General features: G+C 67.6%; 20 protein-coding genes and 1 other RNA gene. 8 read left to right on the top strand and 13 right to left on the bottom strand.

The genetic code is table 11. The annotated features are described in order from the left end of the window. Window positions 1-23 precede the first annotated feature (23 nt). The 3 genes from sucB to lipA all read left to right on the top strand — a co-directional run bounded on the left by sucB (window position 24) and on the right by lipA (window position 3,310). Entirely contained in the window at window positions 24-1,592 is a 1,569-nt protein-coding gene (gene sucB, locus ACLHIH_RS03600) for a 2-oxoglutarate dehydrogenase, E2 component, dihydrolipoamide succinyltransferase (RefSeq protein ID WP_411315337.1), read from the top strand. 108 nt (window positions 1,593-1,700) lie between these two features. After that, on the top strand, window positions 1,701-2,327 hold the full coding sequence (gene lipB / locus ACLHIH_RS03595; RefSeq protein ID WP_411315336.1) for a lipoyl(octanoyl) transferase LipB: 627 nt from the start codon (window positions 1,701-1,703) through the stop codon (window positions 2,325-2,327). Continuing rightward, complete coding sequence (lipA, locus tag ACLHIH_RS03590; RefSeq protein ID WP_411315335.1) at window positions 2,324-3,310, top strand: lipoyl synthase; 987 nt, start codon at window positions 2,324-2,326, stop codon at window positions 3,308-3,310. The genes lipB and lipA overlap by 4 nt, the downstream gene beginning before the upstream one ends. A gap of 29 nt (window positions 3,311-3,339) precedes the next feature. Here the strand turns inward: lipA and ACLHIH_RS03585 are convergent, their stop codons facing one another. Beyond that, window positions 3,340-4,812: a protein kinase domain-containing protein gene (locus ACLHIH_RS03585; RefSeq protein ID WP_411315334.1), complete on the bottom strand. Its 1,473-nt coding sequence runs from the start codon at window positions 4,810-4,812 to the stop codon at window positions 3,340-3,342. A gap of 135 nt (window positions 4,813-4,947) precedes the next feature. Between ACLHIH_RS03585 and ACLHIH_RS03580 the strand changes: the two genes are divergently transcribed. Next, a complete protein-coding gene (locus ACLHIH_RS03580) occupies window positions 4,948-5,661 on the top strand; it encodes a DUF4191 domain-containing protein (RefSeq protein ID WP_411315333.1) in 714 nt (237 codons plus the stop codon). Between the two features lie 23 nt (window positions 5,662-5,684). Here the strand turns inward: ACLHIH_RS03580 and ACLHIH_RS03575 are convergent, their stop codons facing one another. Continuing rightward, window positions 5,685-6,125, bottom strand: coding sequence for an RDD family protein (locus tag ACLHIH_RS03575; RefSeq protein WP_411315332.1), 441 nt, complete (start codon window positions 6,123-6,125; stop codon window positions 5,685-5,687). Between the two features lie 137 nt (window positions 6,126-6,262). On the opposite strand from ACLHIH_RS03575, the gene glnA reads away from it, so the two are divergent. Then, window positions 6,263-7,687, top strand: a complete 1,425-nt coding sequence (gene glnA / locus ACLHIH_RS03570; protein ID WP_411315331.1) for a type I glutamate--ammonia ligase — start codon at window positions 6,263-6,265, stop codon at window positions 7,685-7,687. Window positions 7,688-7,762: 75 nt separating this feature from the next. Here glnA and ACLHIH_RS03565 read toward each other — a convergent pair whose 3' ends face one another. The 5 genes from ACLHIH_RS03565 to ACLHIH_RS03545 all read right to left on the bottom strand — a co-directional run bounded on the left by ACLHIH_RS03565 (window position 7,763) and on the right by ACLHIH_RS03545 (window position 17,073). Beyond that, window positions 7,763-9,202, bottom strand: coding sequence for a UDP-glucose dehydrogenase family protein (locus ACLHIH_RS03565; protein WP_411315330.1), 1,440 nt, complete (start codon window positions 9,200-9,202; stop codon window positions 7,763-7,765). 28 nt (window positions 9,203-9,230) lie between these two features. Then, window positions 9,231-10,730, bottom strand: coding sequence for a glycosyl hydrolase (locus ACLHIH_RS03560; RefSeq protein ID WP_411315329.1), 1,500 nt, complete (start codon window positions 10,728-10,730; stop codon window positions 9,231-9,233). After that, on the bottom strand, window positions 10,717-12,261 hold the full coding sequence (locus tag ACLHIH_RS03555) for a glycosyltransferase (RefSeq protein WP_411316302.1): 1,545 nt from the start codon (window positions 12,259-12,261) through the stop codon (window positions 10,717-10,719). The genes ACLHIH_RS03560 and ACLHIH_RS03555 overlap by 14 nt, the downstream gene beginning before the upstream one ends. 516 nt (window positions 12,262-12,777) lie before the next feature. Next, on the bottom strand, window positions 12,778-15,717 hold the full coding sequence (locus tag ACLHIH_RS03550; protein ID WP_411315328.1) for a bifunctional [glutamine synthetase] adenylyltransferase/[glutamine synthetase]-adenylyl-L-tyrosine phosphorylase: 2,940 nt from the start codon (window positions 15,715-15,717) through the stop codon (window positions 12,778-12,780). An 18-nt stretch (window positions 15,718-15,735) separates the two neighbouring features. Beyond that, window positions 15,736-17,073 carry a glutamine synthetase family protein gene (locus tag ACLHIH_RS03545; protein WP_411315327.1) on the bottom strand — a complete coding sequence of 446 codons (1,338 nt, stop codon included), beginning with the start codon at window positions 17,071-17,073 and terminating at the stop codon, window positions 15,736-15,738. Between the two features lie 84 nt (window positions 17,074-17,157). Here ACLHIH_RS03545 and panB point away from each other — a divergent pair, with 84 nt between their 5' ends. After that, window positions 17,158-17,973 carry a 3-methyl-2-oxobutanoate hydroxymethyltransferase gene (gene panB, locus ACLHIH_RS03540; RefSeq protein ID WP_411315326.1) on the top strand — a complete coding sequence of 272 codons (816 nt, stop codon included), beginning with the start codon at window positions 17,158-17,160 and terminating at the stop codon, window positions 17,971-17,973. A 61-nt stretch (window positions 17,974-18,034) separates the two neighbouring features. Here panB and ACLHIH_RS03535 read toward each other — a convergent pair whose 3' ends face one another. Further along, entirely contained in the window at window positions 18,035-18,208 is a 174-nt protein-coding gene (locus ACLHIH_RS03535) for a methionine aminopeptidase (RefSeq protein ID WP_411315325.1), read from the bottom strand. 34 nt (window positions 18,209-18,242) lie between these two features. On the opposite strand from ACLHIH_RS03535, the gene map reads away from it, so the two are divergent. Next, window positions 18,243-19,112: a type I methionyl aminopeptidase gene (map, locus tag ACLHIH_RS03530; RefSeq protein WP_411315324.1), complete on the top strand. Its 870-nt coding sequence runs from the start codon at window positions 18,243-18,245 to the stop codon at window positions 19,110-19,112. A gap of 13 nt (window positions 19,113-19,125) precedes the next feature. On the opposite strand, the gene ACLHIH_RS03525 is transcribed toward map, so the two are convergent. Further along, entirely contained in the window at window positions 19,126-19,824 is a 699-nt protein-coding gene (locus ACLHIH_RS03525; protein WP_411315323.1) for a potassium channel family protein, read from the bottom strand. Further along, window positions 19,817-21,184: a TrkH family potassium uptake protein gene (locus tag ACLHIH_RS03520; RefSeq protein WP_411315322.1), complete on the bottom strand. Its 1,368-nt coding sequence runs from the start codon at window positions 21,182-21,184 to the stop codon at window positions 19,817-19,819. Before ACLHIH_RS03520 ends, ACLHIH_RS03525 begins: the two co-directional genes overlap by 8 nt. A gap of 66 nt (window positions 21,185-21,250) precedes the next feature. Between ACLHIH_RS03520 and ppgK the strand changes: the two genes are divergently transcribed. Continuing rightward, window positions 21,251-22,000, top strand: a complete 750-nt coding sequence (ppgK, locus tag ACLHIH_RS03515; RefSeq protein WP_411315321.1) for a polyphosphate--glucose phosphotransferase — start codon at window positions 21,251-21,253, stop codon at window positions 21,998-22,000. 49 nt (window positions 22,001-22,049) lie between these two features. Here ppgK and rnpB read toward each other — a convergent pair. The 3 genes from rnpB to ACLHIH_RS03500 form a co-directional block, all read right to left on the bottom strand. Further along, an RNA gene (gene rnpB, locus ACLHIH_RS03510) (RNase P RNA component class A) lies at window positions 22,050-22,441 on the bottom strand. Between the two features lie 26 nt (window positions 22,442-22,467). Beyond that, on the bottom strand, window positions 22,468-23,208 hold the full coding sequence (locus tag ACLHIH_RS03505) for a zinc ribbon domain-containing protein (protein ID WP_411315320.1): 741 nt from the start codon (window positions 23,206-23,208) through the stop codon (window positions 22,468-22,470). Window positions 23,209-23,262: 54 nt separating this feature from the next. After that, window positions 23,263-24,081, bottom strand: a complete 819-nt coding sequence (locus ACLHIH_RS03500) for a Nif3-like dinuclear metal center hexameric protein (RefSeq protein ID WP_411315319.1) — start codon at window positions 24,079-24,081, stop codon at window positions 23,263-23,265. Between the last annotated feature and the right edge of the window lie 8 nt (window positions 24,082-24,089).

Raw genomic sequence — 24,089 nt, 5'->3', positions numbered from 1 at the left:
AATCTGTCTAAGGAGCACCACCCATGAGCGAATCCGTCAACCTCCCGGCACTCGGAGAGAGTGTCACCGAGGGCACGGTCACCCGCTGGCTGAAGAACGTCGGGGACACCGTCGAGGTAGACGAACCGCTCCTCGAGGTCTCGACCGACAAGGTCGACACCGAGATCCCGTCGCCCGTCGCGGGTGTCGTCGAGGAGATCCTCGTCGCCGAGGACGAGACCGTCGAGGTGGGAACCCCTCTCGTGCGCATCGGTGACGGTTCCGGCGGTGGCGACGCTCCCGCAGCGGATGCTCCGGCCGAGGCCGAGCCTGAGGCCGAGTCGAACGACTCCGCACCCGTCGAGGCGCAGGAGGGTTCGTCGAGCGACGACCCCGCCGTGTCGACCGACGACGCTCCCGTCGACGAGGTCCCCTCGACCGACGCCGAAGCCGCGCCCGCTTCGTCGGAGGACAACAGTGCCCCCGCTCCCGCCGAGGCAGCCGACCCCGCACCCGCGCAGAAGGATGAGCCGGCACCCGCCCCGGCCGCCGCAGCGGAGCCCGTGACTGCTCAGCCCGTCGCGTCGTCGTCGCCCGCTCCGGCCACCCCGGGAACGTCGGCAGAGGACGCGCCTGCGGCCTCCGCCCCGGCAGCCCAGCCCGCCGCGCCTGCGCCGGCAGCGCCCGCACCCGCGACGCCCGCGGGATCCAACGCCGGGTACGTCACTCCCCTCGTGCGCAAGCTCGCGAACGAACTCGGTGTCGACCTCGCGTCGGTCTCGGGAACCGGCGTCGGTGGCCGCATCCGCAAAGAAGACGTCGTCGCAGCGTCGACCCCGGCCGAGGCGCCTACGGCAGCTCCCGCCGCAGCGTCCGCAGCCCCGCTCGAGACCTCACCCCTGCGCGGCACCACCGTGCCGATGTCGCGGTTGCGCAAAGTCATCGCCGAGCGTGCCGTCGCCTCGATGGGCGCCTCCGCGCAGCTCACCTCGGTCGTCGAGGTCGATGTCACGAAGGTCGCGGCGTTCCGCGACCGCGTGAAGGGCTCGTTCCAAGAGAAGGCGGGCGTCAAGCTCTCGTTCCTCCCCTTCTTCGCCCTCGCCGCGTCAGAAGCGCTCAAAGCGTTCCCGGTCATCAATGCGACCATCGAAGACGGCTCGATCGTCTACCCGCCCCACGAGAACCTGAGCATCGCGGTCGACACCGAGCGCGGCCTGCTCACTCCGGTCATCCGCGACGCGTCGTCGTTGAGCCTCGCCGAGTTCGCCCAGCAGATCGCAGACCTCGCAACCCGCACGCGCGACAACAAGCTCAAGCCCGACGAGCTCGCGGGGGGCACGTTCACGCTCACGAACACGGGATCGCGCGGCGCACTGTTCGACACCCCCATCGTGTTCCTGCCGCAATCGGCGATCCTCGGCACGGGAATCGTCGCGAAGAAGGCCGTGGTCGTGAGCCAGGACGGCACCGACGCCATTGCGATCCGCTCGATGGTCTACCTCGCGCTCTCCTACGACCACCGCATCGTCGACGGCGCCGACGCCGCCCGGTTCCTCGTCGCGGTCAAGAACCGCCTCGAGGCCGGCGACTTCGAGGGCAACCTCGGCGTCTGACCGTCGTCGGGGTGAGCCTCGACGCGAGATCGCTGGACATCTCGTCTGAATCCGCCCGCCGCTTCCCCAGCGGCGGGCGGATTTCTGTACTCCGTCTAGAATCGGAGTGTGGTCGACATCGTCGTCACGGGGCTAAGCGCCAACTCCGTGCCGTATCTCGACGCTCTCACGCTGCAGCGGACTATTCACGCCGATGTCGCCTCGGGGCGGGCGCCTGACACCGTCCTGCTCCTCGAGCACCCGGCGGTCTACACGGCGGGCAAGCGCACGCTCGACTCGGAGCGCCCCGCCGACGGGACGCCCGTGATCGATGTCGACCGGGGCGGCAAGATCACCTGGCACGGACCGGGGCAACTCGTCGGATACCCGATCCTCCGCCTCCCCGACCCTCTCGACGTCGTGGCCTACGTGCGCCGACTCGAGGGTGTGCTCATCGAGGTCCTCGCCGAGCTCGGCGTCGCGGGCGATCGCGTCGACGGGCGCTCGGGTGTCTGGCTGCGAGGTCGCGACAAGATCGCGGCGATCGGCATCCGGGTCTCCGAGGGCGTGACCATGCACGGATTCAGCCTCAACTGTTCGAACACGTTCGAGGCGTACGACCGGATCGTCGCGTGCGGACTCGCCGACGCCGGTGTCACGAGCGTCTCGCGCGAACTCGGGCGCACGGTGACCCCGACCGACCTCGTTCCCCTCATCTCCCACCGATTCTCCCGACTATTCGAGGTAGCCCGATGACCCACCATTCCGACGGCCGCAAACTCCTCCGACTCGAGGTGCGCAACGCCGAGACACCGATCGAGCGCAAGCCCGAGTGGATCAAGACGAAGGCCCGCATGGGCCCGGAGTACCTGCAGCTGCAGGCGCTCGTGAAGGATGAGAGCCTCCACACGGTGTGCCAGGAGGCCGCGTGCCCCAACATCTTCGAGTGCTGGGAGGACCGCGAGGCGACATTCCTCATCGGCGGTTCGCAGTGCACGCGACGCTGCGACTTCTGCCAGATCGACACGGGCAAGCCCGCGGACTACGACACCGACGAGCCGCGTCGGGTCGCCGAGTCGGTGCGCGCGATGAACCTGAGGTACGCGACCGTCACGGGGGTCGCACGAGACGACCTCCCCGACGAGGGGGCCTGGTTGCACGCTGAGACGGTGCGTCGCATTCATGCCGAGAACCCCGGAACAGGAGTCGAGATCCTCGCGACCGACTTCTCGGGCAACCCCGATCTGCTCGCGGTCGTCTTCGAATCGCGGCCCGAGGTGTTCGCCCACAACGTCGAGACGGTGCCGCGCATCTTCCGACGCATCCGGCCCGCGTTCGAGTACGGCAGGTCGCTCGGAGTGCTCACTCTCGCGAGAGACGCGGGGCTCATCACGAAGTCGAACCTCATCCTCGGAATGGGTGAGACCCGCGGAGAGGTGACCCAGGCGCTCCGTGACCTGCACGAGGCGGGAACCGACATCATCACGGTGACGCAGTACCTGCGCCCGACCCCACGCCACCTCCCGGTCGCGCGGTGGGTGCGCCCCGAGGAGTTCGTGGAGATCAAAGCGGAGGCCGAGGAGATCGGATTCCTCGGGGTGCTCGCCGGTCCTCTCGTGCGGTCGAGCTACCGGGCCGGCCGGCTCTGGGCTCAGTCGATGGTGGCGAAGGGGCGGGACATCCCCGAGAACCTGCGACCGCTCGCCGACGCGGGGCTCGGATTCGCTCAAGCCGTGTGACTCGCGCTCGGCGCGTGTCGCCCGGCCTGTCACCCGACGATGATGTCGCGCAAGCGCCAACCCGCGGCCGTCTCGATGAGGTGCACGCTCACGGCGGCACTCCCCTCGGGCCAGGATCGGTCGGTCACGCTCACGAGAGCCGACGCGCCGGTTCGATCGACGAGTGACGGGTCGGCGTCGCTCAGGTCGGGCAGACCGGTCGCGACTCCCCCGCTGCGGCCGTCGCGCACGAGATGAGCGTCGGCGGCGGCGAGAGCCGACCCCGCGTGCACGACCCGTTCGACGCACGACAGCGAACCCTCGGCGAGACAGGACTCGCGCAGCACGAGAAGCGCTCGGGCGGCGGCGACCGGATCGTCACCGCCGATGGCGTCGGCTCCGCCTGCTGGCCCGCCTGCTGGCCCGCCTGCTGGCTCGCTCAGCCGCGCCGACGGCTCGGTGCCGCCCGACGGGGCGGGCGGCTCGGCACTGCCCGAGGGGCGACTCGACGGCCCGACGGCCGCGGGCCGCTCGGCCGCGTCGCTCGCCGATTCGACGGCGGGCAACGCCGCGAAGCACACGGTCACGATCGTCGCGGCGGCGGCCCCGGCGATCCACACTCGCCGGCGCACCCGACCGAGCTCGAATCGCACGCGATCCCGTGCTGTCGCGATCCGCTCGAGCGCGGTGCTCACGACCGGTTCGAGCCACTCGGGAACGTGCAGCGAACGGATGACGATGAGGGCGCGCTCCGCAGTCTCGTCCAGTTCGCGCGCGTCGTCGGCAAACTCGATTCCGGCAGCGACGAGCCGCGCGTGCGCCTCGATCGTGAACCGCACCGGGGTGGGGCTCGCGAGGTCGAAAAGGGCGCTCTCGAGGGCGTGGAGCGAGGTCGAGGGTGCCGCGGCATCCGTGGCTTCCCGCCACTGTGCGGCCGAAAGGGAGTCGGCGAGCGTGGAGCTCCGGATGACAGCCGCGACGAGGGTGTCGAGAGCCGCGAGGTCGGCGACGACTTCCGCCGAGTCGGCGAGTGCCGCTTCGGTCGGAGGGGTGGCGCCGTCGGTGATGACCGTCGATGCGGCGAACCCCGTCAGCACGGGGGCTCCCGACGCGTCGAAGAGCACGGAGGAGCACGCGAGCCCGCCGTGGCTGATGCCCCTCGAGTGCAGGTGGCGCACCGCCGAGACAACGGGAGCGCACAGCGTCACGACCTCCCCCGCGCTCAACGGCTCCCCCCGCTCGAACAGCCGGTGCAGAGGCGCGGGTCGGAGTCTCTGCAGAACGGCCACGGGGTGGACGCCCTCGTGTGATGCGAGGTCGAGCACGCGCACGACGTGCCGGTGGTCGACGCGCGTGAGCGTGTCGATCTCGCTCTCGACCCGTTCTGCCGGGGCTGTGGACCGATAGACCTTGAGTGCGACACCGTCGGGGTGAGCGCCGACCAGGGACGTGCCCAGGTAGACATCGGCGTCATCGCTCGCGCCGAGCAATCGGATGACGCGGAAGCCGGCGACGTTCTGCACTCGCACAGCGTGCTCGCGCGCGGGAGTGTCGGGAGCCCGCCGAGGAAGCCCGTCGAGCGGCCCGTGTTCGCTGAGGGCGGGGAGGAGAGGTTCCTCGCGCCCTCGATACCCGGCTGCGGCAAGTATCCTGGTGCCATGGCACGCGACAAAGCACCGAAAGCACCGAAGCCCCCGAAGGAACCCGGTCGGCTGAAGCAGATGTACCAGGTCTTCAAGATGACCAAGCGGTACGACCCGAGCTCCGTGTGGTGGATGCTGCTGGCCTTCCTGCTCCCCATCGTCATCAGTGTCGTGCTCGCGCTGCTGCTCTCCGGCAACGTCTTCGGTAGCATCCTCTACGTCGTCGCGGGTGTCATGGCGGGAATGCTCGCCTTCCTCATCGTGTTGGGGCGCCGCGCCGAGCGCGCCGCCTACGGGCAGATCGAGGGCCAGCCGGGAGCTGTCGGCGCCGTGCTCAAGAGTTCACTGCGTCGCGGGTGGATCGCGAGCGAGATGCCCGTCACGGTCAGCCCCAAGACGCAGGATGCCGTCTACCGCGCGGTGGGGCGCGGGGGTGTCGTGCTCATCGGCGAGGGTCCCAAGTCGCGCACGACCAAGATGCTCGAAGACGAGCGCCGCAAGATCGCCCGCGTGCTCCCGAGCGTGCCGATCAACTTCGTGAACGTCGGACCGGATTCCGATTCCGTCGCGCTGCACAACATCCCGAGGCGACTCAACAAGTTCCCCCGCTCGCTCAACAAGGCGGAGATCTACGCCGTGAGCAACCGCGTGAGCTCGCTCGGCAAGAACGGCCTGCCGATTCCCAAGGGAGTCGACCCGATGCGGGTGCGCGCTGGCCGACCGCGCTGATCTTCCGTCGCTCGCGGTTCCCGTCAGCGACGGACGAGCACGGTTCCGGCGATCCTGTCGTGGAGTCCGCGCTGATTGCTGTCGAAGATGACGGCGGGGATGACGATCGCGAGGAGCAGGGACCTCACGACCGGTCGCCAGAAGCCGATCCACCCGCCGCTCATCGGCACGACCCTCATGCCGAGGAAGAGGTGGCCCGGTGCGCCCGCTGCCGTGATGAGGAACACGATCTGCAGAGCGACGAAGATCGCGGAGATCGAGAAGCCGTCGACTATCCCCTGGTCGTCCTGGAAGAACGACCAGGCGAGGAAGTAGGCGATGCCCCAGTCGATCGTGACTCCCGCGAGTCGGCGCCCGAGGCGCGCGATCGATCTCGGCCCCGATTCGGGGAGTCCGAGTCGCTCGCCCGGGTATCGTGGCCCGTCGTCCGGAGTTGCTGACGGTGTTGTTCCGGGCGCAGGCATGATCTGATTGTAGGTGGGACACGCGGACGTAACCTCGGCGAAACATTAGTGACACCGAAGTGAAATCGCCCGCCCCTAGCGTCATCTGAGGGTGCATCCCTGCACTCGTACCAACCACGCCCATAGGAGTTGTTCACATGTTCAGTGATTCTTCCGAGGTGCTCAAGTTCATCAAGGACACCGACGTCAAGTTCCTTGATATTCGTTTCACCGACCTCCCCGGTGTTCAGCAGCATTTCAACATTCCCGCATCGACTGTCGACGAGGAGTTCTTCTCCGTCGGGCAGCTGTTCGACGGTTCCTCCATCCGAGGGTTCGCGTCGATCCACGAATCCGACATGCAGCTCATCCCCGACGTGACGACGGCGTACGTCGACCCCTTCCGCGTCGAGCGCACGCTCATCATGGTCTTCGACATCTACAACCCGCGTAACGGCGAGATCTACCACCGCGACCCCCGCCAGGTCGCCAAGAAGGCCGAGAAGTACCTCGCCTCGACCGGCATCGCCGACACCGCGTTCTTCGCCCCCGAGGCCGAGTTCTACATCTTCGACGACGTGCGCTACGACGTGAAGCAGAACTCGAGCTTCTACTCGGTCGACTCCGACGAGGGTGCCTGGAACACGGGCCGCGTCGAAGAGGGCGGCAACCTCGGAAACAAGACGCCGTTCAAGGGCGGCTACTTCCCCGTGAGCCCCGTCGACAAGCAGGCCGACCTGCGTGACGACATCTCGCTCAAGCTCATCGACGCCGGCCTCATCCTCGAGCGCGCACACCACGAGGTGGGCTCGGGAGGACAAGCGGAGATCAACTACCGCTTCGACACGATGGTGCACGCGGCCGACGACATCCTCAAGTTCAAGTACATCGTCAAGAACACGGCGCAGGAGTGGGGCAAGACGGCCACGTTCATGCCGAAGCCCCTCTTCGGCGACAACGGGTCGGGCATGCACACCCACCAGTCGCTCTGGAACGACGGCGAGCCGCTGTTCTATGACGAGAGCGGCTACGGCGGGCTCAGCGACGTCGCGCGCTGGTACATCGGTGGTCTGCTCAAGCACGCTCCCGCGGTGCTCGCGTTCACGAACCCGACGCTCAACTCGTACCGCCGGCTCATCCCCGGTTTCGAGGCGCCCGTCAACCTCGTGTACTCGGCCGGCAACCGTTCGGCGTCGATCCGCATCCCCATCACGGGAACCAACCCGAAGGCGAAGCGCATCGAGTTCCGCGCTCCGGATGCGTCGGGCAACCCGTACCTCGCCTTCGCGGCACAGCTCATGGCGGGCATCGACGGCATCAAGAACCGCATCGAGCCGCACGAGCCCGTCGACAAGGACCTCTACGAGCTGCCCCCGGAGGAAGCCAAGAGCATCCCCCAGGTTCCCGGTTCACTCGCCGAGGCCCTCGACGCCCTCGAGGCCGACCACGACTTCTTGACCGCGGGCAACGTCTTCACGCCCGACCTCATCGAGAACTGGATCGCCTACAAGCGCGAGAAGGAGATCATCCCGGCCGCGCAGCGTCCGCACCCCTTCGAGTACGAGCTGTACTTCGGAGTCTGATCGGTTCGTTCGAACCACGAAGGCCGCGCCCCTCGGGGCGCGGCCTTCGTCGTTCCGGGGCTCAGCCGGCTTCCGTCAGCCCGCTACTGTCAGCAGTTCGCGACGGTCGATCGATGCACCGGTCTCCGAGGGGAACACGGATGCCGCGGGCGTCGTGCCGAGGCCCGACACCGTCCAGCCCGCTTCGCGCCAGGCCGCGGCGTCGATGCAATTGCGTGCGTCGATGATGACCGGCCGCGCGACGAGGTCGCGGAGCACAACCGGGTCGGCGTTCTGGAACTCGGTCCACTCGGTGAGGAGGAGCACCGCGTCGGAACCGGAGATCGCCTCGGCCGTCGACTCCGCGTATGTCAGGGTCGGGAACATCCGCTGCGCCGTGCCGGATGCCTCGGGATCGTAGACGACGACCTGGGCGCCGCGGAGGTGCAGGGCAGCGGCGACATTGAGGGCGGGCGAATCGCGCACATCGTCGGTGAGCGGCTTGAACGCCGCCCCGAGGATGCCGATGCGCCGGTTGAGCACCGAGCCGCCGCACGCGCTGATCGCCATGTCGATGACGCGCTGCCGCTGAGCCATGTTGATCTCGTCGACCTGCTGCAGGAGCGACGCCGCGCGCACGGCCCCGAGCTCGCTCGACCGGTGCATGAGGGCGCGGATGTCTTTCGGGAGGCACCCGCCCCCGAAGCCCAGTCCGGCACCGAGGAACTGGCGCCCGATGCGGACGTCGTGCCCGAGGGCGTCGGCCAGGACGGTGACGTCCGCCCCGGCCAACTCGCACACCTCGGCGATCGCGTTGATGAACGAGATCTTGGTCGCGAGGAAGGCGTTCGCGCTCACCTTCACGAGTTCGGCCGTCGGCAGATCGCACACGATCACCGGGGTGCCCGTCGCGATCGGCGCGGCGTACACGGTGCGCAAGAGGGCTTCGGCGTGCGCGCTCGTGCCACCCATGACGATTCGATCGGGAGTGAGCGTGTCGGCGACGGCCTTGCCCTCGCGCAAGAACTCGGGGTTCCAGACGAGCTCGGCACTCACTCCCGCGGGCACCTCGGCTTCGACGATCGCGCGGAGGCGGGCCCCCGTGCCGACGGGCACGGTCGACTTGCCGACGATGAGACCGTCGTGGGTGAGGCTCGCGGCGACCTGCCTCGTCGCATTCTCGACGTAGTCGAGATTGGCTGCGTTGCTGCCGCGCTGCTGCGGGGTCCCGACGCAGATGAAGTGCACGTCGGAGAGCGCGGTCGCCTCGGAGAGGTCGGTCGTGAATCGCAAGCGCCCGCTCGCGACGTGCTTCGTGATGAGCTCGGGCAGTCCGGGTTCGAAGAACGGAACCCTCCCGTCGCTCAGCGCGGCCGCTTTGGCGGGATCGTTGTCGACGCCGATGACCTCGAAGCCCATCTCGGCCATGGCTGCGGCATGGGTGGCGCCGAGATACCCGGTTCCCACGACGCTGATGCGGGGGCGGGGGTCGGTCGACGATTCGTCGGTCGTCGTGTCGCTCGTCTTGTCGGTCATGCTCGTCTCCCTGAGATGTAGGTCGTCATCAATCGGTGAATTTGTCTGTAGCGCGGGCGAAACCCTCGCGGAAGGCCGTGAGCGACTCGGGGCGGGAGTCCACGCGCCAGTCGTTGGTCGCGAGCTCACCCTGCACATACGTCGTCACGGCCAGGTTGAACCAGGCGACGCCGAGGATGTCGTCGTTCTCCGGCTTGACGAGGTTGTCGAACAGACTCGAGATCCAGTCAGCCTTGTGCCCTCCGACTTCGCTCGCGCCGATCTCGGCGAGGAAGATCGGTTTGTCCGACACCCGGCGCAACTCGCCGAGTGTCGCCGAGAACGTCTCGTCGAAGTCGTAGCCGTCCGGATTGTCGAACGGGGGGCGGAGGTAGGCCGACATCGCCACCCAGTCGACGTAGTCGTCGCCGGGGTAGAGCGAGTCGAGGTGCTCGCTGTCGCGGAGCGATGCTGGCAGCCGGTCGATGCGGTTGGGAGACCAGATCCAGAACACGAGATCGTTGGCGCCCTCGGCTTCGAAGATGTCGTGCACGTGCTGCCACGTCTTGACGTAGTCTCCCGGGCGATTCCCGTTGATGGAATTGCCGCTGCTGTCCGACTCCGACCAGGGGTACCAGGTGCCGTTCATCTCGTGGTTGAGGCGGATCCCCATCGGTAGTCCCGTCGCCACGATGTCTTGCGCGTACTGTCGCAGATAGTCGTCGAATGCTCCCGGAACCCCGGCGTCAGGGTCTCCGAGAATTCTGGGGAGTGAGTACTCGGGCTCGATCGTGACGCTGTTCGGCGAGCCGATAGGTCGCGATTCCCACGTGAGGATCGGCAGACGGTCCTGCTCCCAGGCCCGGGTGACCGCGTTGGCGCGGAAGTCCTCATCCCATCCGCCGAAGTATCCGACGACGTCGGGTTCGGCCCCGATCCTGTCGGCCGCCCGGTCGAACGTCGCCCAGTTGAACGGCGCCTGCTCGGTGTACAGACCGAGGTAGGCCGAACTCGGGTCGACGAGTTGCGCTTTCGTGAGGTTGGTGAGGGGCGCGGTGGGGATCTGTGGCGAACCCGGAGTCGTGGGAGACGGCGTCGGAGTCGCGGGATCAGAGGGCGATGGCGATGGGGAGGGTGAAGGGTTCGCGAAGGGTGGCCGGGTCGAGGGGGGCGACTGACCCGACTCGGGGTCTGTCGACCTCGACCGTTCCATGGCGGCGATCAGTCCCTCTGCAGACCAGAGTTCCTGCTGAATCTCGTCGAAACGGTCTTCTGCCGCCGCGAGGTCTTCGTCGCTGCGCGCGAGATCCATGTTGAGCGTCGCGACCTCGGCGAGCAGTTCCTCGCGCTCCGTCTCGAGGCGGTCGACGACACTGACACCGGAGATGGTCGCAGTGATGACGTCGGCGACCGGGTTCGACGGGGAGTTCCAGACGATGACACTCGTGGTCACGAGCCCCCCGACGAGGATGATGGCGCCGACCGTGGTGAGTCTCGCGCGCGTGCTCGTGGGCGCCCACCAGTGGGCTGCTTTCTCAGAAGTTGACAATGAGGATCGCCTCCAGTGCGAAGATCGTGAAGCCGATGACGTAGGGCCAGGCTGCTTTGGGGTTGAGTCGTCTGCGGGGTGCCGGCTGAGGTGCGGCGACTCGCGTCTGTGCGGCGCGTCGGGGTGACGCTTCGAGGAGGGCTCCCGCGTGCGGTGTCGACCGGCGATCGGAGAAGCCGAGATCGGTCAGGATGTCGTCGGCCGAGGTGTCGCCCGCCGGAGCATCGTCGACACTCCGGAGCGAGTCGCTCGCGTGCTCCGACACCGCGGAGTCGTTGGCGGCGCCTCCACCGTATGCACCGGCTCGCGTGCCCCAGCCGCTCGCGTGGCCCATGCGGAAGAAGCCGATGAGACGGATCGGCATGAGGAACGCCGTCGAGACGATGATGAAGATCGGCAAGCGGAAGAAGTCGGTGGGCTTCTCGGAGAGATGCCGCAATTGGCGGATCGCCATGCTCAGCACCGACGACACGATCATGAGGCCGAGCACGAGGAGCACTCCGCTACTGACGCCGTATTCGGTGAGGATGCCGCTGTAGAAGTTGTATCCCTGGCCTGTCGCCGCGCGGTAGACCCACCCGGCGATGACTCCCGCGAGGAGGAACGGCAAGACGATGTCCATGATGAAGAAGATCGCGAGCACGGGAGCGTGGCCGAGCATCCACGGCAGCATCCGGAGCGTGTTGTACTGGCTCCCCCGCGCCCACCGGAGTTGCTGCTTGTAGAGCTTCTTGAGCTGCAGGGGCGCGTCGGTGAACACGAGCGAGGTGTGCTGGTACACCGTGCGGAAGCCCTCCTTGAGTGTGAGGTTCGTCAGGGTGCGGTCGTCGCTCACCTCGAGGAAGACGCCCATGAAGCGCTCGGTCATGAAGCGGTCCATGACGCGCATCATGATCGATCTGCGGAAGGCGATGGTTCGCCCGGGAAGGCATCCGACCTGGCCGACGACGCTCTGAGCGGGCATCGAGTAGAGGGCCCGCGAGTTCTCGAGCCAATCGGCCCACCGGGTGATCCAGCTGCGCTCGGGCTCGAGGATGCGCTGTCTCGTCGTGACCCCGCCGACACTCGGGTCGGCGAACGGCCGCACGAGCTCACTCAGGGTGTCGTCGGTCCACACGGTGTCGGAGTCGACGAGCACGGTGATCTCGCCGTTCGAGAGCTCGGTGCCGATCATGACGGCGTTGCGCTTGCCGGGAATGGGCGTGTGCACCCAGCGCACGAGGGGGGCGAACTCGTCGCACACCTCTTGCAGGGTCGTATTGACGGCTCCGTTGATGACGACGATGATCTCGCCCGGTTTCTGCTCGACCATGCGCTGGATGACGTCTCGGAACAGGTCGACGGGCTCGTCGACCACGGGGACGATGACGCTCGTCGTGCCGGAGAACTCCCCGGTGAAGGGACGGTAGCGCGCCGAGAGGAACATCTTGAGCAGCCAGAGCGCCCAGATGAGAGCCGAGTACACCGCGAACATGTAGATCTCGGGGTGACCCTCGATCATGTGCCTGAGTTGGAGGATGAAGATGAACATGTGCCCCTCGGTGGTTGCGGTGGTGACCAATCCGCGACGCTGGGGAAGGTGCTCGTGCTGTGAGTCGAGTGATTATGAGCACGCCGACGAGCCCGGCGCAACGAGGCGGCCGACCGGTCTGTTCACCCCCGCACGAGGGTCATGACGAATGCTCGTTACAACGGGGCTTCGCGCGTCCACCCTTCAGTGGACAGCGGGCGAGTCGGCCGTTTGGGGGGCACGGACGGGCGAGGAGAATCGACTGCTCGAATAGACGGATGCGCGGCCTCTCCGACACGGATTGCCCGATGAGAGGTGCTATTGACCACCCGTGAGAGATCTGGTCACTGCCGCGGGATGCCCGGAGCGGCAGGCTCGCCGCCCGCGCCGGACCGCCGGGGCGATGAGCCGACCGGGGTACACGATTGATCGAACGGGGGACGGATTCCGGCCGTTCTCCGCGAGCCATGGAACGGCGAAAGTTCATCCGATAGAAACATCGGAACGGCCCACAGCTCGGCGCTCGAGCGGATCCGACTAGCCGTAGAAGCGCTTCTCGAACACGGCGCGAGCGAGTCGAGTCGTGCGCAGATAGTCGTCTTCGAGTGTCGAGGCCGACCCGGGGGGATACTCCATGAGCCGCGCGATGCCCTCGAGCTGCGGCCGGTCGACGGGGAGCACGTCGGTCGTCCGCACCATCCACAGGGTCATCGCCGACCGCGCTCTCGAGGCGAACAACCACGCGGCCTTGAGCTTCTCCGCTTCGGGCGGGGTCAGGAATCCCTCGGCCGTCGCGACCTCGAGGGCGTCGAGAGTGGATGTCGTGCGCAAAGCGGGGATCCGCACCGCGTGTTGCAGCTGGACGAGTTGCACGAGCCACTCGACGTCGCTCAGCGAGCCGCGCCCGAGCTTGAGGTGGCGAGCGGGGTCTGCCGCTTGGGGCAGCCGCTCGGACTCGACCCTGGCCTTGATGCGCTTGACCTCGCGCACATCGTGGTCGGCGATCTGCTCGGGGTAGCGCACGCCGTCGGCGAGGGTCTCGAAGTCCTGCAGGAGCGCATCGTCTCCGACCGCGCCGCGGGCCCGGAGGAGAGCCTGGGCCTCCCACGTGAGCGACCACCGCTCGTAGTACGAGCGATAGGACTCGAGCGAGCGCACGAGAGGCCCGTTCTTCCCCTCGGGGCGCAGATCCGTGTCGAGATCGAGAGGCAACCGCAGGTCTTCGGTGAGAGCCGAGATGCGGGAGACGATCGTCGTGGCGGTCGACCTCGCGGCGTCGGGTGTCGCCGTCGTCGCGCGATAGACGTAGAGGATGTCGGCGTCTGAACCGAACCCGACTTCGCGGCCGCCGTAGCGCCCCATCGCGATGATGCCGAACTCGATGCCGTCGTCGCTCGAGTGCACGAGCGCCAGGACGGCGGTGAGGAGCGTGGTCGTGACGTCGGACAGCGCTCTTCCGAGAGACTCGACGTCGATGAGGCCGAGGATGGCGGCGATCGCGAGCCTGAGCACTTCGCGCCGTCGCGCCGTGCGCAAGACCGCGGCGGCGGCCTCGGGATCGGTGTGACGCGCGATCGTGGCCCGCGCCTCCTCGAGGAGGGAGTCGAGCGACCTCGGGGCGAGCTCGCCGTCGTTCTCGAACCACGCGGCGGCCTCGGGGATGCGCTCGAGGAGCACACCGATGTATCTGGCAGACGACAGCGCGATCGTGAGCCTCTCGGCGGCGCCCGACGAGTCGCGGAGCATGCGCAGAAACCAGTACGACTCCCCCAGGTCTTCGCTCAGCCGGCGGAATGCGAGCAGTCCGTAGTCGGGGTCTGCCCCGTCGGCGAACCACTGCAGCATGACCGGGAGAAGGTGTCGCTGGATCGCGGACCTCCTCGACACCCCGGCCGTGAGGGCCGCGATGTGCTTGAGCGCCCCTTTCGGGTCGGTGAAGCCGATGGCCGCGAGTCGCGCGGCCGCCTGGTCGCTGCTGAGCGAGATCTCGTCATCGCGGAGAGCCGCGACAGCGCTCAGCAGCGGGCGGTAGAACAAGCGCTCGTGCAGGGTCCGCACGGCGACCTTCGTCGTCGACCAGAGATCACGCAACTGGGTCGCGCTCGAGGCGAGACCCGTCGCCCTCGCGAGCGTGCGCATCGACTCGTCGTCGGCCGGCATGAGGTGCGTCCTGCGCAGCCGCGACAGCTGCAAGCGGTGTTCGAGGAGACGGAGGAACCGGTAGTCCCGCGAGAACTCGGCCGACTCGACTCGGCCGATGTACCCGCGATCTGCGAGAGCCGCGAGAGCGAGGAGGGTGCCCTGCTGCCTCACGGATTCGTCGGACTGACCGTGCACGAGCTCGAGCAGCTGAACGGTGAACTCGATGTCGCGCAGACCGCCGGGACCGAGTTTGAGCTGGTAGTCGAGTTCGGCAGCGGGGATGTTCGCGGTCACGCGCTCGCGCATCCTCTGCACCGACTCGACGAAGTTCGCCCTCGACGCGCTGCTCCACACGAGGGGGGCGACGACGCCGACGTAGCGGGCGCCGAGCTCGACGTCTCCCGCGAGAGGCCGAGCCTTGAGCAGTGCCTGGAACTCCCAGCTCTTCGCCCACCGCTCGTAATAGGCGCGATGCGAGTCGAGAGTGCGCACGATCGCGCCGTCTTTGCCCTCGGGGCGCAGATTGGCGTCGACCTCCCACAGTGGCGGTTCGATGCCGTAGTCGTGGATGACGCGCATGAGGTCCATCGAGAGCGCTGTCGCGACATCGATTGCGCGCGCGTTCGAGGTCTCCCCCGCGCCCTCGGCCACGAAGATGACGTCGACGTCGCTCACGTAGTTGAGCTCGCGGGCACCGGCCTTGCCCATGCCGATGACGGCGAACCGGGTGCCTTCGACGTCGTCGCGCGAGAATCGGCTCTCCGCTCGGGCGACCGCGAGAGCAGCCTCAAGTGCAGCCCCCGCGAGGTCGGCGAGGGCTTCCGACACCACCTCGACGGCGGCGAGGGGATCGGGGTGCAGGAGGTCCCACGCGGCGAGCCGCACGAGGTGGCGCCGATATCGCACCCGCAACGCGTTCCGGCCGGCATCACCGGCTGCTGCCGCGAATCCCCCGGTCGCGCCGACGACGTCGAGCAGGTCGGCTGTGTACTCCTCGGCCGAGAGCGGAACGCGATATGTCTCGGCGAGCTGGGTCACCTCGTCGATCTCGCGCTCGAAGAAGTCGGCGAAACCGGATGACGCACCGAGCACGGCGATGAGACGCCGTGTGCTCGTCTCGTCGTCGAGGAGCGCGTCGATGTGGCCCGGAGCCCTCTCGATGAGGCTCGTCAGCCGCGCGAGGGCGAGGTCGGGGTCGGCGCTCGACGCGAACATCCCGAGCAGGTGCTCGACCGTGCGACGGCGCTCGAGCGCACCGAGCGTCTCGTGGGCGAGCTGGAGATCGGTGAACCCGAGCCTCGCGAGGTCGGTGAGGGTGTTGCGATGCCGGGTCATCGGGTGACGCGCCCCCGGTCAGAGCATTTCGAGGTTGCTCTTCAACTCGAACGGCGTCACCTGCGCGCGATACTCGCGCCACTCCTGACGCTTGTTGAGGAGGACGTAGTTGAAGACCTGCTCGCCGAGGGTCTCGGCGACGAGCTCCGAGCCCTCCATGATCGAGACGGCGTGATCGAGGCTCGCGGGGAGCTGGTTGTAGCCGAGGGCGCGGCGTTCGGAGTCGGAGAGACTCCAGACGTTGTCTTCGGCCTCTGCCGGAAGCTCGTAGCCGTTCTCGATGCCCTTGAGCCCGGCGGCGAGCATGAGGGAGAAGGCCAGATAGGGGTTCGCCGCCGAATCGATCGCGCGGTACTCGACGCGGGCGCTCTGACCTTTGTTGGGCTTGTAGAGCGGAACCCGCACGAGCGCCGACCGGTTGTTGTGACCCCACGTGACGAAGCTCGGAGCCTCATCGCCTCCCCAGAGCCGCTTGTAGGAGTTGACGAACTGGTTGGTCACGGCGGTGATCTCGGGCGCGTGGCGGAGGAGCCCCGCGATGAACTGACGACCGATCGTGGAGAGCTGGTACTGCCCACCCGACTCGTAGAACGCGTTCGAGTCGCCCTCGAAGAGCGACATGTGGGTGTGCATGCCCGACCCGGGCTCGCCCGCGAGGGGCTTGGGCATGAACGTCGCGTAGACGCCCTGCTCGATCGCGACCTCTTTGATCACGGTGCGGAACGTCATGATGTTGTCGGCGGTCGTAAGCGCGTCGGCGTATCGCAAGTCGATCTCGTTCTGGCCCGGACCCGCCTCGTGGTGGCTGAACTCCACCGAGATCCCGAGGTCTTCGAGCATGCGGACGGAGCGCCGACGGAAGTCGTGGGCCGTGCCGCCGGGAACGTTGTCGAAGTAGCCCGCGCGGTCGACGGGTTCGGGGCCCTCGGGCCCGTACTGCGAATTCTTGAGCAGGTAGAACTCGACCTCGGGGTGCGTGTAGAACGTGAACCCGCGGTCGGCAGCCTTGGCGAGAGTGCGCTTGAGCACGTTGCGCGGGTCGGCGACGGCCGGCTGGCCGTCGGGAGTCGTGATGTCGCAGAACATCCGCGCTGTCGGGTCGATCTCGCCTCGCCACGGGAGGATCTGGAACGTCGTGGGGTCGGGGTGCGCGAGGACGTCGGCTTCGTAGGAGCGCGTGAGGCCCTCGATCGCCGAGCCATCGAACCCGAGTCCCTCGGCGAAAGCTCCTTCGACCTCGGCGGGAGCGATCGCGACCGATTTGAGTGTTCCGACGACGTCGGTGAACCACAGGCGAACGAACTTGATGCCCCGTTCTTCGATAGTGCGAAGAACGAAGTCACGCTGCTTGTCCATGGGCTCCTCATCGGTGGTGCTGGCAGGGTCGCCCGCCCTCCCAGGCTAGCGGGTCGACTCCTCCCCCGCGCCTAGACTCGGGGGATGGCCGACGACACGCCCAAGAGGGTCCGCACGCGACATTTCGCCCGAGCGAAGCAGTCGGGGATCAAGATCACCGGACTGACGAGCTACGACCAGCTGACCGCATCCATCTTCGACGGGGCCGGTATCGACTTCCTGCTCGTCGGCGACTCGGCCGGCAACACGGTTTTCGGGTATGACACGACGCTCCCCGTGACGGTCGACCACCTCATCCCCCTCACTCGCGCCGTCGCCGGTGCGGTGAAGCGCGCGCTCGTGGTCGCGGACATGCCGTTCGGGTCGTACGAGATCGGGCCGGACGACGCGCTCCGCACGGCCTTCCGATTCATGAAGGAGGCCGGCGCCCACGCCGTCAAACTCGAGGGCGGTGTGCGCAGCGCCCCGCAGATCGAACGCATCGTCTCGGCGGGCATCCCCGTGATGGGCCACATCGGGTTCACCCCGCAGAGCGAGCACGGCCTCGGCGGACACATCATCCAGGGCCGCGGCGAGGGCGCGCAGGCCCTCGTCGACGACGCCCTCGCCGTACAACAGGCGGGCGCGTTCGCGGTCGTTCTCGAGATGGTGCCGTCGGCGATCGCCGAGCGCGTGACGGCGGCACTCGACATCCCGACCATCGGCATCGGCGCGGGCCCCCACGTCGACGGCCAGATTCTCGTGTGGACCGACTGGGCGGGGCTCACGACCGGGCGCATCCCGAAGTTCGTCAAGAAGTACGCCGACCTGCACTCGACACTGACGAGCGCGGCGACGGAGTACATCGCCGACATCGGTTCGGGAAGCTACCCGGCTCCCGAGCACGAGTACGGCGACTGACCCGCATCTCGGAGCCCGCATCGAGTCATCGGCGGGCCGAAGCGGCAGCGAGTGACGGCGGTCAGCGCTCGTTCTCGGCGTCCTCCTCGGCCCACGCCTTCGCTCGTGCGGCGACGATCTCGGGGGCGCGGGCCGCCTCGTCGCGCGAATCGAACGGGCCGTAACGTTCCGTCGCGATGGACTGCGGGCCCTCTTCGACCTCACCCGTGCTGCGGTTGTAGTACCACTCGGTCATGGTTTGCTCCCTTGCTCGACTTAGAATCGAGCCTATGCCTCGCGATTCCCACGGTCATCTGATCCCGGGGCGTATCGGGCCCCACCGCGCGGTGCCCTCGTCGATCGAGCGGCCAGAATATGTCGGCAAGCTTGAACCCGCCGAGTTCACGGGATCGGATGTCTACGAGCCCGCCGCGATCGACCGCATCCGCGCCGCGGGCCTCATCGCCGCCGACGCGATCGCCCTCGTCGGAGAGAGCATCCGGCCCGGTGTCACGACCGACGAGCTCGACCGGATCGCCCACGACTTCGTCGTGTCGAAGGGGGCCTACCCCTCGACGCTCGACTACCGAGGCTTTCCGAAGTCGATCTGCAGCTCGATCAACGAGGTGGTGTGCCACGGCATCCCCGACGACACCGAGCTCGTCGACGGCGACATCGTCAACATCGACATCACCGCGTTCCTCGACGGTGTGCACGGCGACACCAACCGCACCTTCGTCGTCGGCACGCCTCACCCGGCAGTGGCCGACCTCGTGACGCGCACCGAGGAGGCTCTGCGTCGCGGCATCAAGGCTGTCGCGCCCGGGCGTCAGGTCAACGTGATCGGTCGCGCCATCGAGTCGTACGCCAAGCGTTTCGGCTACGGGGTGGTGCGCGACTTCACGGGGCACGGCGTCGGGACCGCGTTCCACTCCGGGCTCATCATCCCGCACTACGACACCGACGACTTCTCGACCGTCATGGAGCCCGGGATGGTCTTCACTATCGAACCGATGCTCACGCTCGGGTCGATCGAGTGGGATCTGTGGCGAGACGACTGGACGGTGACGACGCGGGACAAGAGCATGACAGCACAGTTCGAGCACACGCTCGTGGTGACCGAGCGTGGCGCCGAGGTGCTGACACTCCCCACGGCGTGAGCCGCGGCATCCGTCAGCGCAACTGACCGAAAGCCTCGACCTTGGCCATGTTGCCCGCGATGAGGATGACGTCGCCGTCGGCGAGCACGGTGTCGAGCGTCGTGTAGCTCCATCCCGCACCGGGGCGGAAGAACGCGGTGACGGTGACCCCGTAGACACCTCGGACCTTCGACTGCCCGAGCGGCACGCCGATGAGGGCTTGCGGCGGAGCCATCTTGACGAGGGCGAAGTCGTCACCGACCTCGAGGTAGTCCTGCATGGCTCCGCGCACGAGGTGGGCGACGCGCCTGCCCATGTCTTTCTCCGGGTAGATCACGTGCCCGATCCCGAGCTGCTCGAGGATGGCACCGTGCTGATCGCTCACGGCCTTGGCCCAGATGTTGGGGATCTCGAGTTTGAGCAGAAGTGAAGCGGTCAGGATACTCGCCGTCACGTCGCCGCCGATCGCCAGCACGACGCGGTCGAAATCGGGCACCGAGAGTTGCCGCAGGGTCGCCTCCTTCGTCGAGTCGGCACGCACCACGTGGGTGAGGAGCCCGTTGTGGTTCTGCACGATCTCCTCGTTGCCGTCGATGCCGAGGACCTCGGTGCCGTTGGCCATGAGTTCGACCGCGAGCGAGCTGCCGAACCGGCCGAGCCCGATGACGACGACCGAGTCGGCTTCGGCGATGCGGTTCGGCTGTTCGTGGCCGAAGAGCGAGAATTTAGCCAAGGATGGGCCTCTCTTTAGGGAACTCGTATGGCACGGGGCGCTCGCGGAGCGCGAGAGCGGATGCGAGCGTGATGGGGCCGAGCCGGCCGATGAACATGAGCAGGATGAGGATGATCTGTCCGGCGATCGGCAATTGCGCGGTGATACCTGTCGAGAGGCCCACGGTCGCGAAGGCCGAGACGACCTCGAAGAGGAGTCTGTCCATTGAGATGTCGGTCATGAGCATGAGGGCGACGGTCGAGATCGTGACGACCCCGACGGCGAGGAGGATGATCGTGATCGCCTGGCGGTGCACCGCGCGGGAGAGTCGCTTGCCGAAGACGTTGACGGCGACTTCGCCGCGGATCTCGGTCACGAGAATGAAGAACAGCACCGCGAACGTCGTGATCTTGATGCCCCCGGCTGTGCCGGCCGGGCCCCCGCCGATGAACATGAGCACGTCGGTGCCGAGCCAGCTCGCGGGGTCCATCATGCTCGTGTCGATGCTGTTGAACCCGGCGGTGCGCGCTTGAACCGATTGCGTGAAACCCGCGAGCAGTTTGGCCGGCCACGTGAGTGCGCCGAGGGTCGCGGGGTTGTTCCACTCGACGGCGGTCAGGTAGACCGTGCCCGAGACGAGGAGGGTGATCGTGCCGACCACGACGATGCGCGTGTTCATCGACCACGAGATCGGGGAGGTGAAGTGTTTGCGCAACTGCATGATGACCGGGAATCCGAGCCCACCGAGGATCGTGGCGGCACAGATCGGCAGGCAGATGAAGGGGTCGTCGACGAACGGGATGAGGCTGTTGCTGAACAGCGCGAACCCCGCGTTGTTGAACGACGACACCGAGTGGAACACTCCGAGCCAGATGGCGCGAGCGAGCGGCTCTTCGTAGCCGAGAGCGAATCGTGCGGCGAGGAGCACGGCGACGACGAGTTCGACGACGAGTGAGATGCGCACGACCCCGAGCACGAGTCCCTTGACGTCGGACAGACCCATGCTCTTGATCTCGGCTGCCGCGGTGAGCTTGGAACGAAGAGACATCTTGCGCACGACCGCGAGCCCGATGACCGAGGCGAACGTCATGATGCCGAACCCGCCGATCTGGATGAGCAGGAGGATGACGATCTGGCCGAAGAGCGACCAGTATTCGGGGGTGTCGACGATGATGAGCCCCGTGACGCACACGGCCGACGTCGCGGTGAAGAGAGCCTCGAAGAACGACGCTCCCCCGGGCCCGAGCCTCGCGTTCGGGAGCATGAGCACGGCCGTGCCGATGAGGATGGTGCCGGCGAACCCGGCTACGACGATCTGCGCCGGGTGAAGTCGTGATCCCCGGCGGACGACTCCGCCGACGCGACGAGACCCTTGCTGCACGACATCACTGTACGCGCCGCGGAGCGCGCGGCGAGGCCGCGGGCCCACGGCGATTAGATTGGACGGATGACGACGACAGCAGTGGGCATCGACATCGGCGGAACCGGCATCAAGGGTGCGGTGGTCGACGCGAAGTCCGGCGAGTTGTTGACCGACCGTATCAAGGTGCCGACTCCCGAGGGCGGCGAGCCCGACGCGATCGTCGAGACGGTCGTGCAGCTCGTCGACAAGCTCGGCGGACTCGAGAAGGACACCCCCGTCGGCGTGTGCTTCCCCGCGGCGATCGTCGGCGGCGTGACGATGTCGGCGGCGAACGTCTCGAACTCGTGGATCGGGCTCGAGGCGGAGCGGTTGTTCGAGCGGGCGCTCTCTCGCGACATCCACTTCATCAACGACGCCGACGCCGCGGGTGTCGCCGAACAGAAGTTCGGAGCGGCGAAGAAGGTCAAGGGTCTCGTCATCCTCACGACTCTCGGCACCGGCATCGGCACGGCTCTCGTGCACCGCGGCCACCTCGTGCCGAACGCCGAGCTCGGACACCTCGAGATCGACGGCATCGACTGGGAGACCCGCGCCGCCTACTCGGCGAAGGAGCGCGAAGACCTCTCGTGGGCGGACTGGGCTGCCCGACTGCAGCGCTACTACGAGCGGCTCGAGGCGTATCTCTACCCCGAGCTCTTCATCGTCGGCGGCGGAGTGTCGAAGCACGCCGAGAAGTTCCTGCCTCTGCTGCGGCTCCGAACACCCATCGTTCCCGCGGAACTGCGCAACAATGCGGGCATCATGGGGGCGGCCGCGCTCGCTGCCGGCAAATAGGCCGCGAGGGCCGGCGAGCCGACGTCGAGGAGATCATCGGGCGAGAAGGCGAATGGGCCGACTGTTACGCCGGGTTCTGTCCCCGCCCCGACCAATCGGTCGATGCGGGTGACGGCCATCTATCTCGGAGCTACGTTGCCGCAGCTCTCTAGCGGTCTACCCGAAGACTCGGCGAGCAGCCTCGGCGTCTTCTGTATGACCTTGCTCCGGGCGAGGTTTACCTAGCCGACCCGATCACGCGGGCCGCTGGTGGTCTCTTACACCACCGTTTCACCCTTACCTCGGCACGGATGCCGCGGCGGTCTGCTTTCTGTTGCACTTTCTCGCGGGTTACCCCGGGTGGGTGTTACCCACCGCCCTGCTCTGTGGAGCCCGGACGTTCCTCGGCACCGGTTTGCCCTCGAGAGGGAATCGCGGCGACGCGACCGTCTTGTCGACCCATTCGCAGAGTCAGCCTAGCGCGCGGCTCACAGGCCTGATTCGCCCGTGCGCACGAGGATGGCCTGGCTGTCGGGGCAGATGAGCACGGCGTCGGGGGCTGCGGCACGCACTTCGGCGAGCTCGTTCTCGAGCAGGCGCACACCGCTCGCGCCCGAGACTCCGCCCTGGAGGTGCGACGCGCCGAAGCCGTAGCGGGAGCGCTGACGCTCGTAGAGGGCCATGAGGTCGGCGGGCAATCGCTGCACGAGGGTGGAGCGATTGGCCTGCGCGTGCTGCTGCTCGGACTCGAGTGCCGCGAGGGCGGCGTCGCGCTCAGCTGTGACCGTCGTCACTCTCGAGAGACCATCGGCGTGCTCCGCCGTCGTGAGTTCGAGGGACTTCTCGAGCTGTTCGACCCTCTCCATGACCTGCAGTTCGATGTCCTCGAGCTCTCCGCGTCGCCGCTCGAGCCCCTCGATCTCGTGTTCGAGCCCGGCGACGTCCTTGACCGACGACGACGTCGCGAGGCGCTCCCGGTCTCGCGTGATCCTCGCGGCGACGACGGCCACGTCGGATTCGATGCGGGCGAGCTCGGTGCGTGCATCCTCGAGGTTTCCGGCTTCGTTCCCCCGCTGCTGACGCAGTGTCTCGGCTTCGGCCGCGAGTCGTGCCAGTTCGGCGATCTCGGGGAGGTTCTTCGCTCGGTGTCCGAGCTGCTGCAGTTTCGTGTCGATCGCTTGCACGGTCAACAGCTGCGCTTGGTCGTCGGGGCTCGCGGTGAGGGCCATGGTGTCTCGTTCTTTCGCTAGGGGGTCGAGGAGCGTGCGCCGGAGGCTGTGCGGCTATTGCACGACGACGAAGTCCCACGGGTCGGTGCGGATGTCGCTCACGGTCACTTCGAGCTCGGGGAGGGCCTCGCGCAGTTCGCGAGCCGCGGCCGTGAGCCACAGCCACTCGCTCGCCCAGTGCGAGATGTCGATGAGGGCGGGGCCCTCGGACAGCAGCGCGGTCTCGACGAACTCGGAGGCCGGGTGGTGCCGCAGGTCGGAGGTGATGTAGACGTCCGACGACAGCACATCAGGGTTGCTCAGGAGCGAGTCTCCGGCACCCCCGCACAGGCTCACGGTCTCGACGGCGCGATCGAAAGAGCCTGCCACGCGCACACCCGACGCCGTCGCGGGAAGGATGTCGGCGAGCCGACGCGCGAGCGCGCCCAGCGTGAGGGGGGTCTCGAGCCTGCCGACCCGGCCGAGCCCGCGACTGGCCGGTTCCCCGGCGACGAGGGGGCGGGCGTCGAGGAGCCCGAGGAGCGCGGCGAGCGTCGCCGAGGTGCCGGTCTCGACGACATCCGCGTTCGTGTGGGCCGCGACGACGGCGCACTCCGCCCGGATGAGTCGACTGAGCAACGCACCCTTGTAGGTGTCGCTTGCGACGGTCGTGACGCCGCGGAGCAGGAGGGGATGGTGCACGAGGAGGAGGTCGGCACCCGCATCGATGGCTTCGTCGACGGTCGCGGCGGTCGCGTCGACCGCGAGGTGCACGGTCGAGACCGGCGAGTCGGCGTCACCCGTGACGAGGCCCGGATTGTCCCAGGATTCCGCGCCGGACAGGGGCCAGAGCGACTCGATGACGGCGTTGACGGAAGCGACGGTCGAGGGCATCCGGCGAG

This window comes from Marisediminicola sp. LYQ134, assembly GCF_046599635.1.
GTDB lineage: Bacteria > Actinomycetota > Actinomycetes > Actinomycetales > Microbacteriaceae > Marisediminicola.
This window is presented reverse-complemented; position numbering and strand designations above follow the sequence as displayed.

Bases quoted from the DNA above. Each gene is read 5' to 3' on its own strand.
- ACLHIH_RS03500 (WP_411315319.1), bottom strand. From the start codon at position 24,081: ATGCCCTCGACCGTCGCTTCCGTCAACGCCGTCATCGAGTCGCTCTGG.
- ACLHIH_RS03575 (WP_411315332.1), bottom strand. From the start codon at position 6,125: ATGCCTGCGCCCGGAACAACACCGTCAGCAACTCCGGACGACGGGCCA.
- ACLHIH_RS03580 (WP_411315333.1), top strand. From the start codon at position 4,948: ATGGCACGCGACAAAGCACCGAAAGCACCGAAGCCCCCGAAGGAACCC.
- panB (WP_411315326.1), top strand. From the start codon at position 17,158: ATGGCCGACGACACGCCCAAGAGGGTCCGCACGCGACATTTCGCCCGA.
- ACLHIH_RS03550 (WP_411315328.1), bottom strand. From the start codon at position 15,717: ATGACCCGGCATCGCAACACCCTCACCGACCTCGCGAGGCTCGGGTTC.
- ACLHIH_RS03535 (WP_411315325.1), bottom strand. From the start codon at position 18,208: ATGACCGAGTGGTACTACAACCGCAGCACGGGTGAGGTCGAAGAGGGC.
- lipA (WP_411315335.1), top strand. From the start codon at position 2,324: ATGACCCACCATTCCGACGGCCGCAAACTCCTCCGACTCGAGGTGCGC.
- ppgK (WP_411315321.1), top strand. From the start codon at position 21,251: ATGACGACGACAGCAGTGGGCATCGACATCGGCGGAACCGGCATCAAG.
- ACLHIH_RS03555 (WP_411316302.1), bottom strand. From the start codon at position 12,261: ATGTTCATCTTCATCCTCCAACTCAGGCACATGATCGAGGGTCACCCC.
- ACLHIH_RS03505 (WP_411315320.1), bottom strand. From the start codon at position 23,208: ATGGCCCTCACCGCGAGCCCCGACGACCAAGCGCAGCTGTTGACCGTG.
- map (WP_411315324.1), top strand. From the start codon at position 18,243: ATGCCTCGCGATTCCCACGGTCATCTGATCCCGGGGCGTATCGGGCCC.
- sucB (WP_411315337.1), top strand. From the start codon at position 24: ATGAGCGAATCCGTCAACCTCCCGGCACTCGGAGAGAGTGTCACCGAG.
- glnA (WP_411315331.1), top strand. From the start codon at position 6,263: ATGTTCAGTGATTCTTCCGAGGTGCTCAAGTTCATCAAGGACACCGAC.
- ACLHIH_RS03565 (WP_411315330.1), bottom strand. From the start codon at position 9,202: ATGACCGACAAGACGAGCGACACGACGACCGACGAATCGTCGACCGAC.
- ACLHIH_RS03545 (WP_411315327.1), bottom strand. From the start codon at position 17,073: ATGGACAAGCAGCGTGACTTCGTTCTTCGCACTATCGAAGAACGGGGC.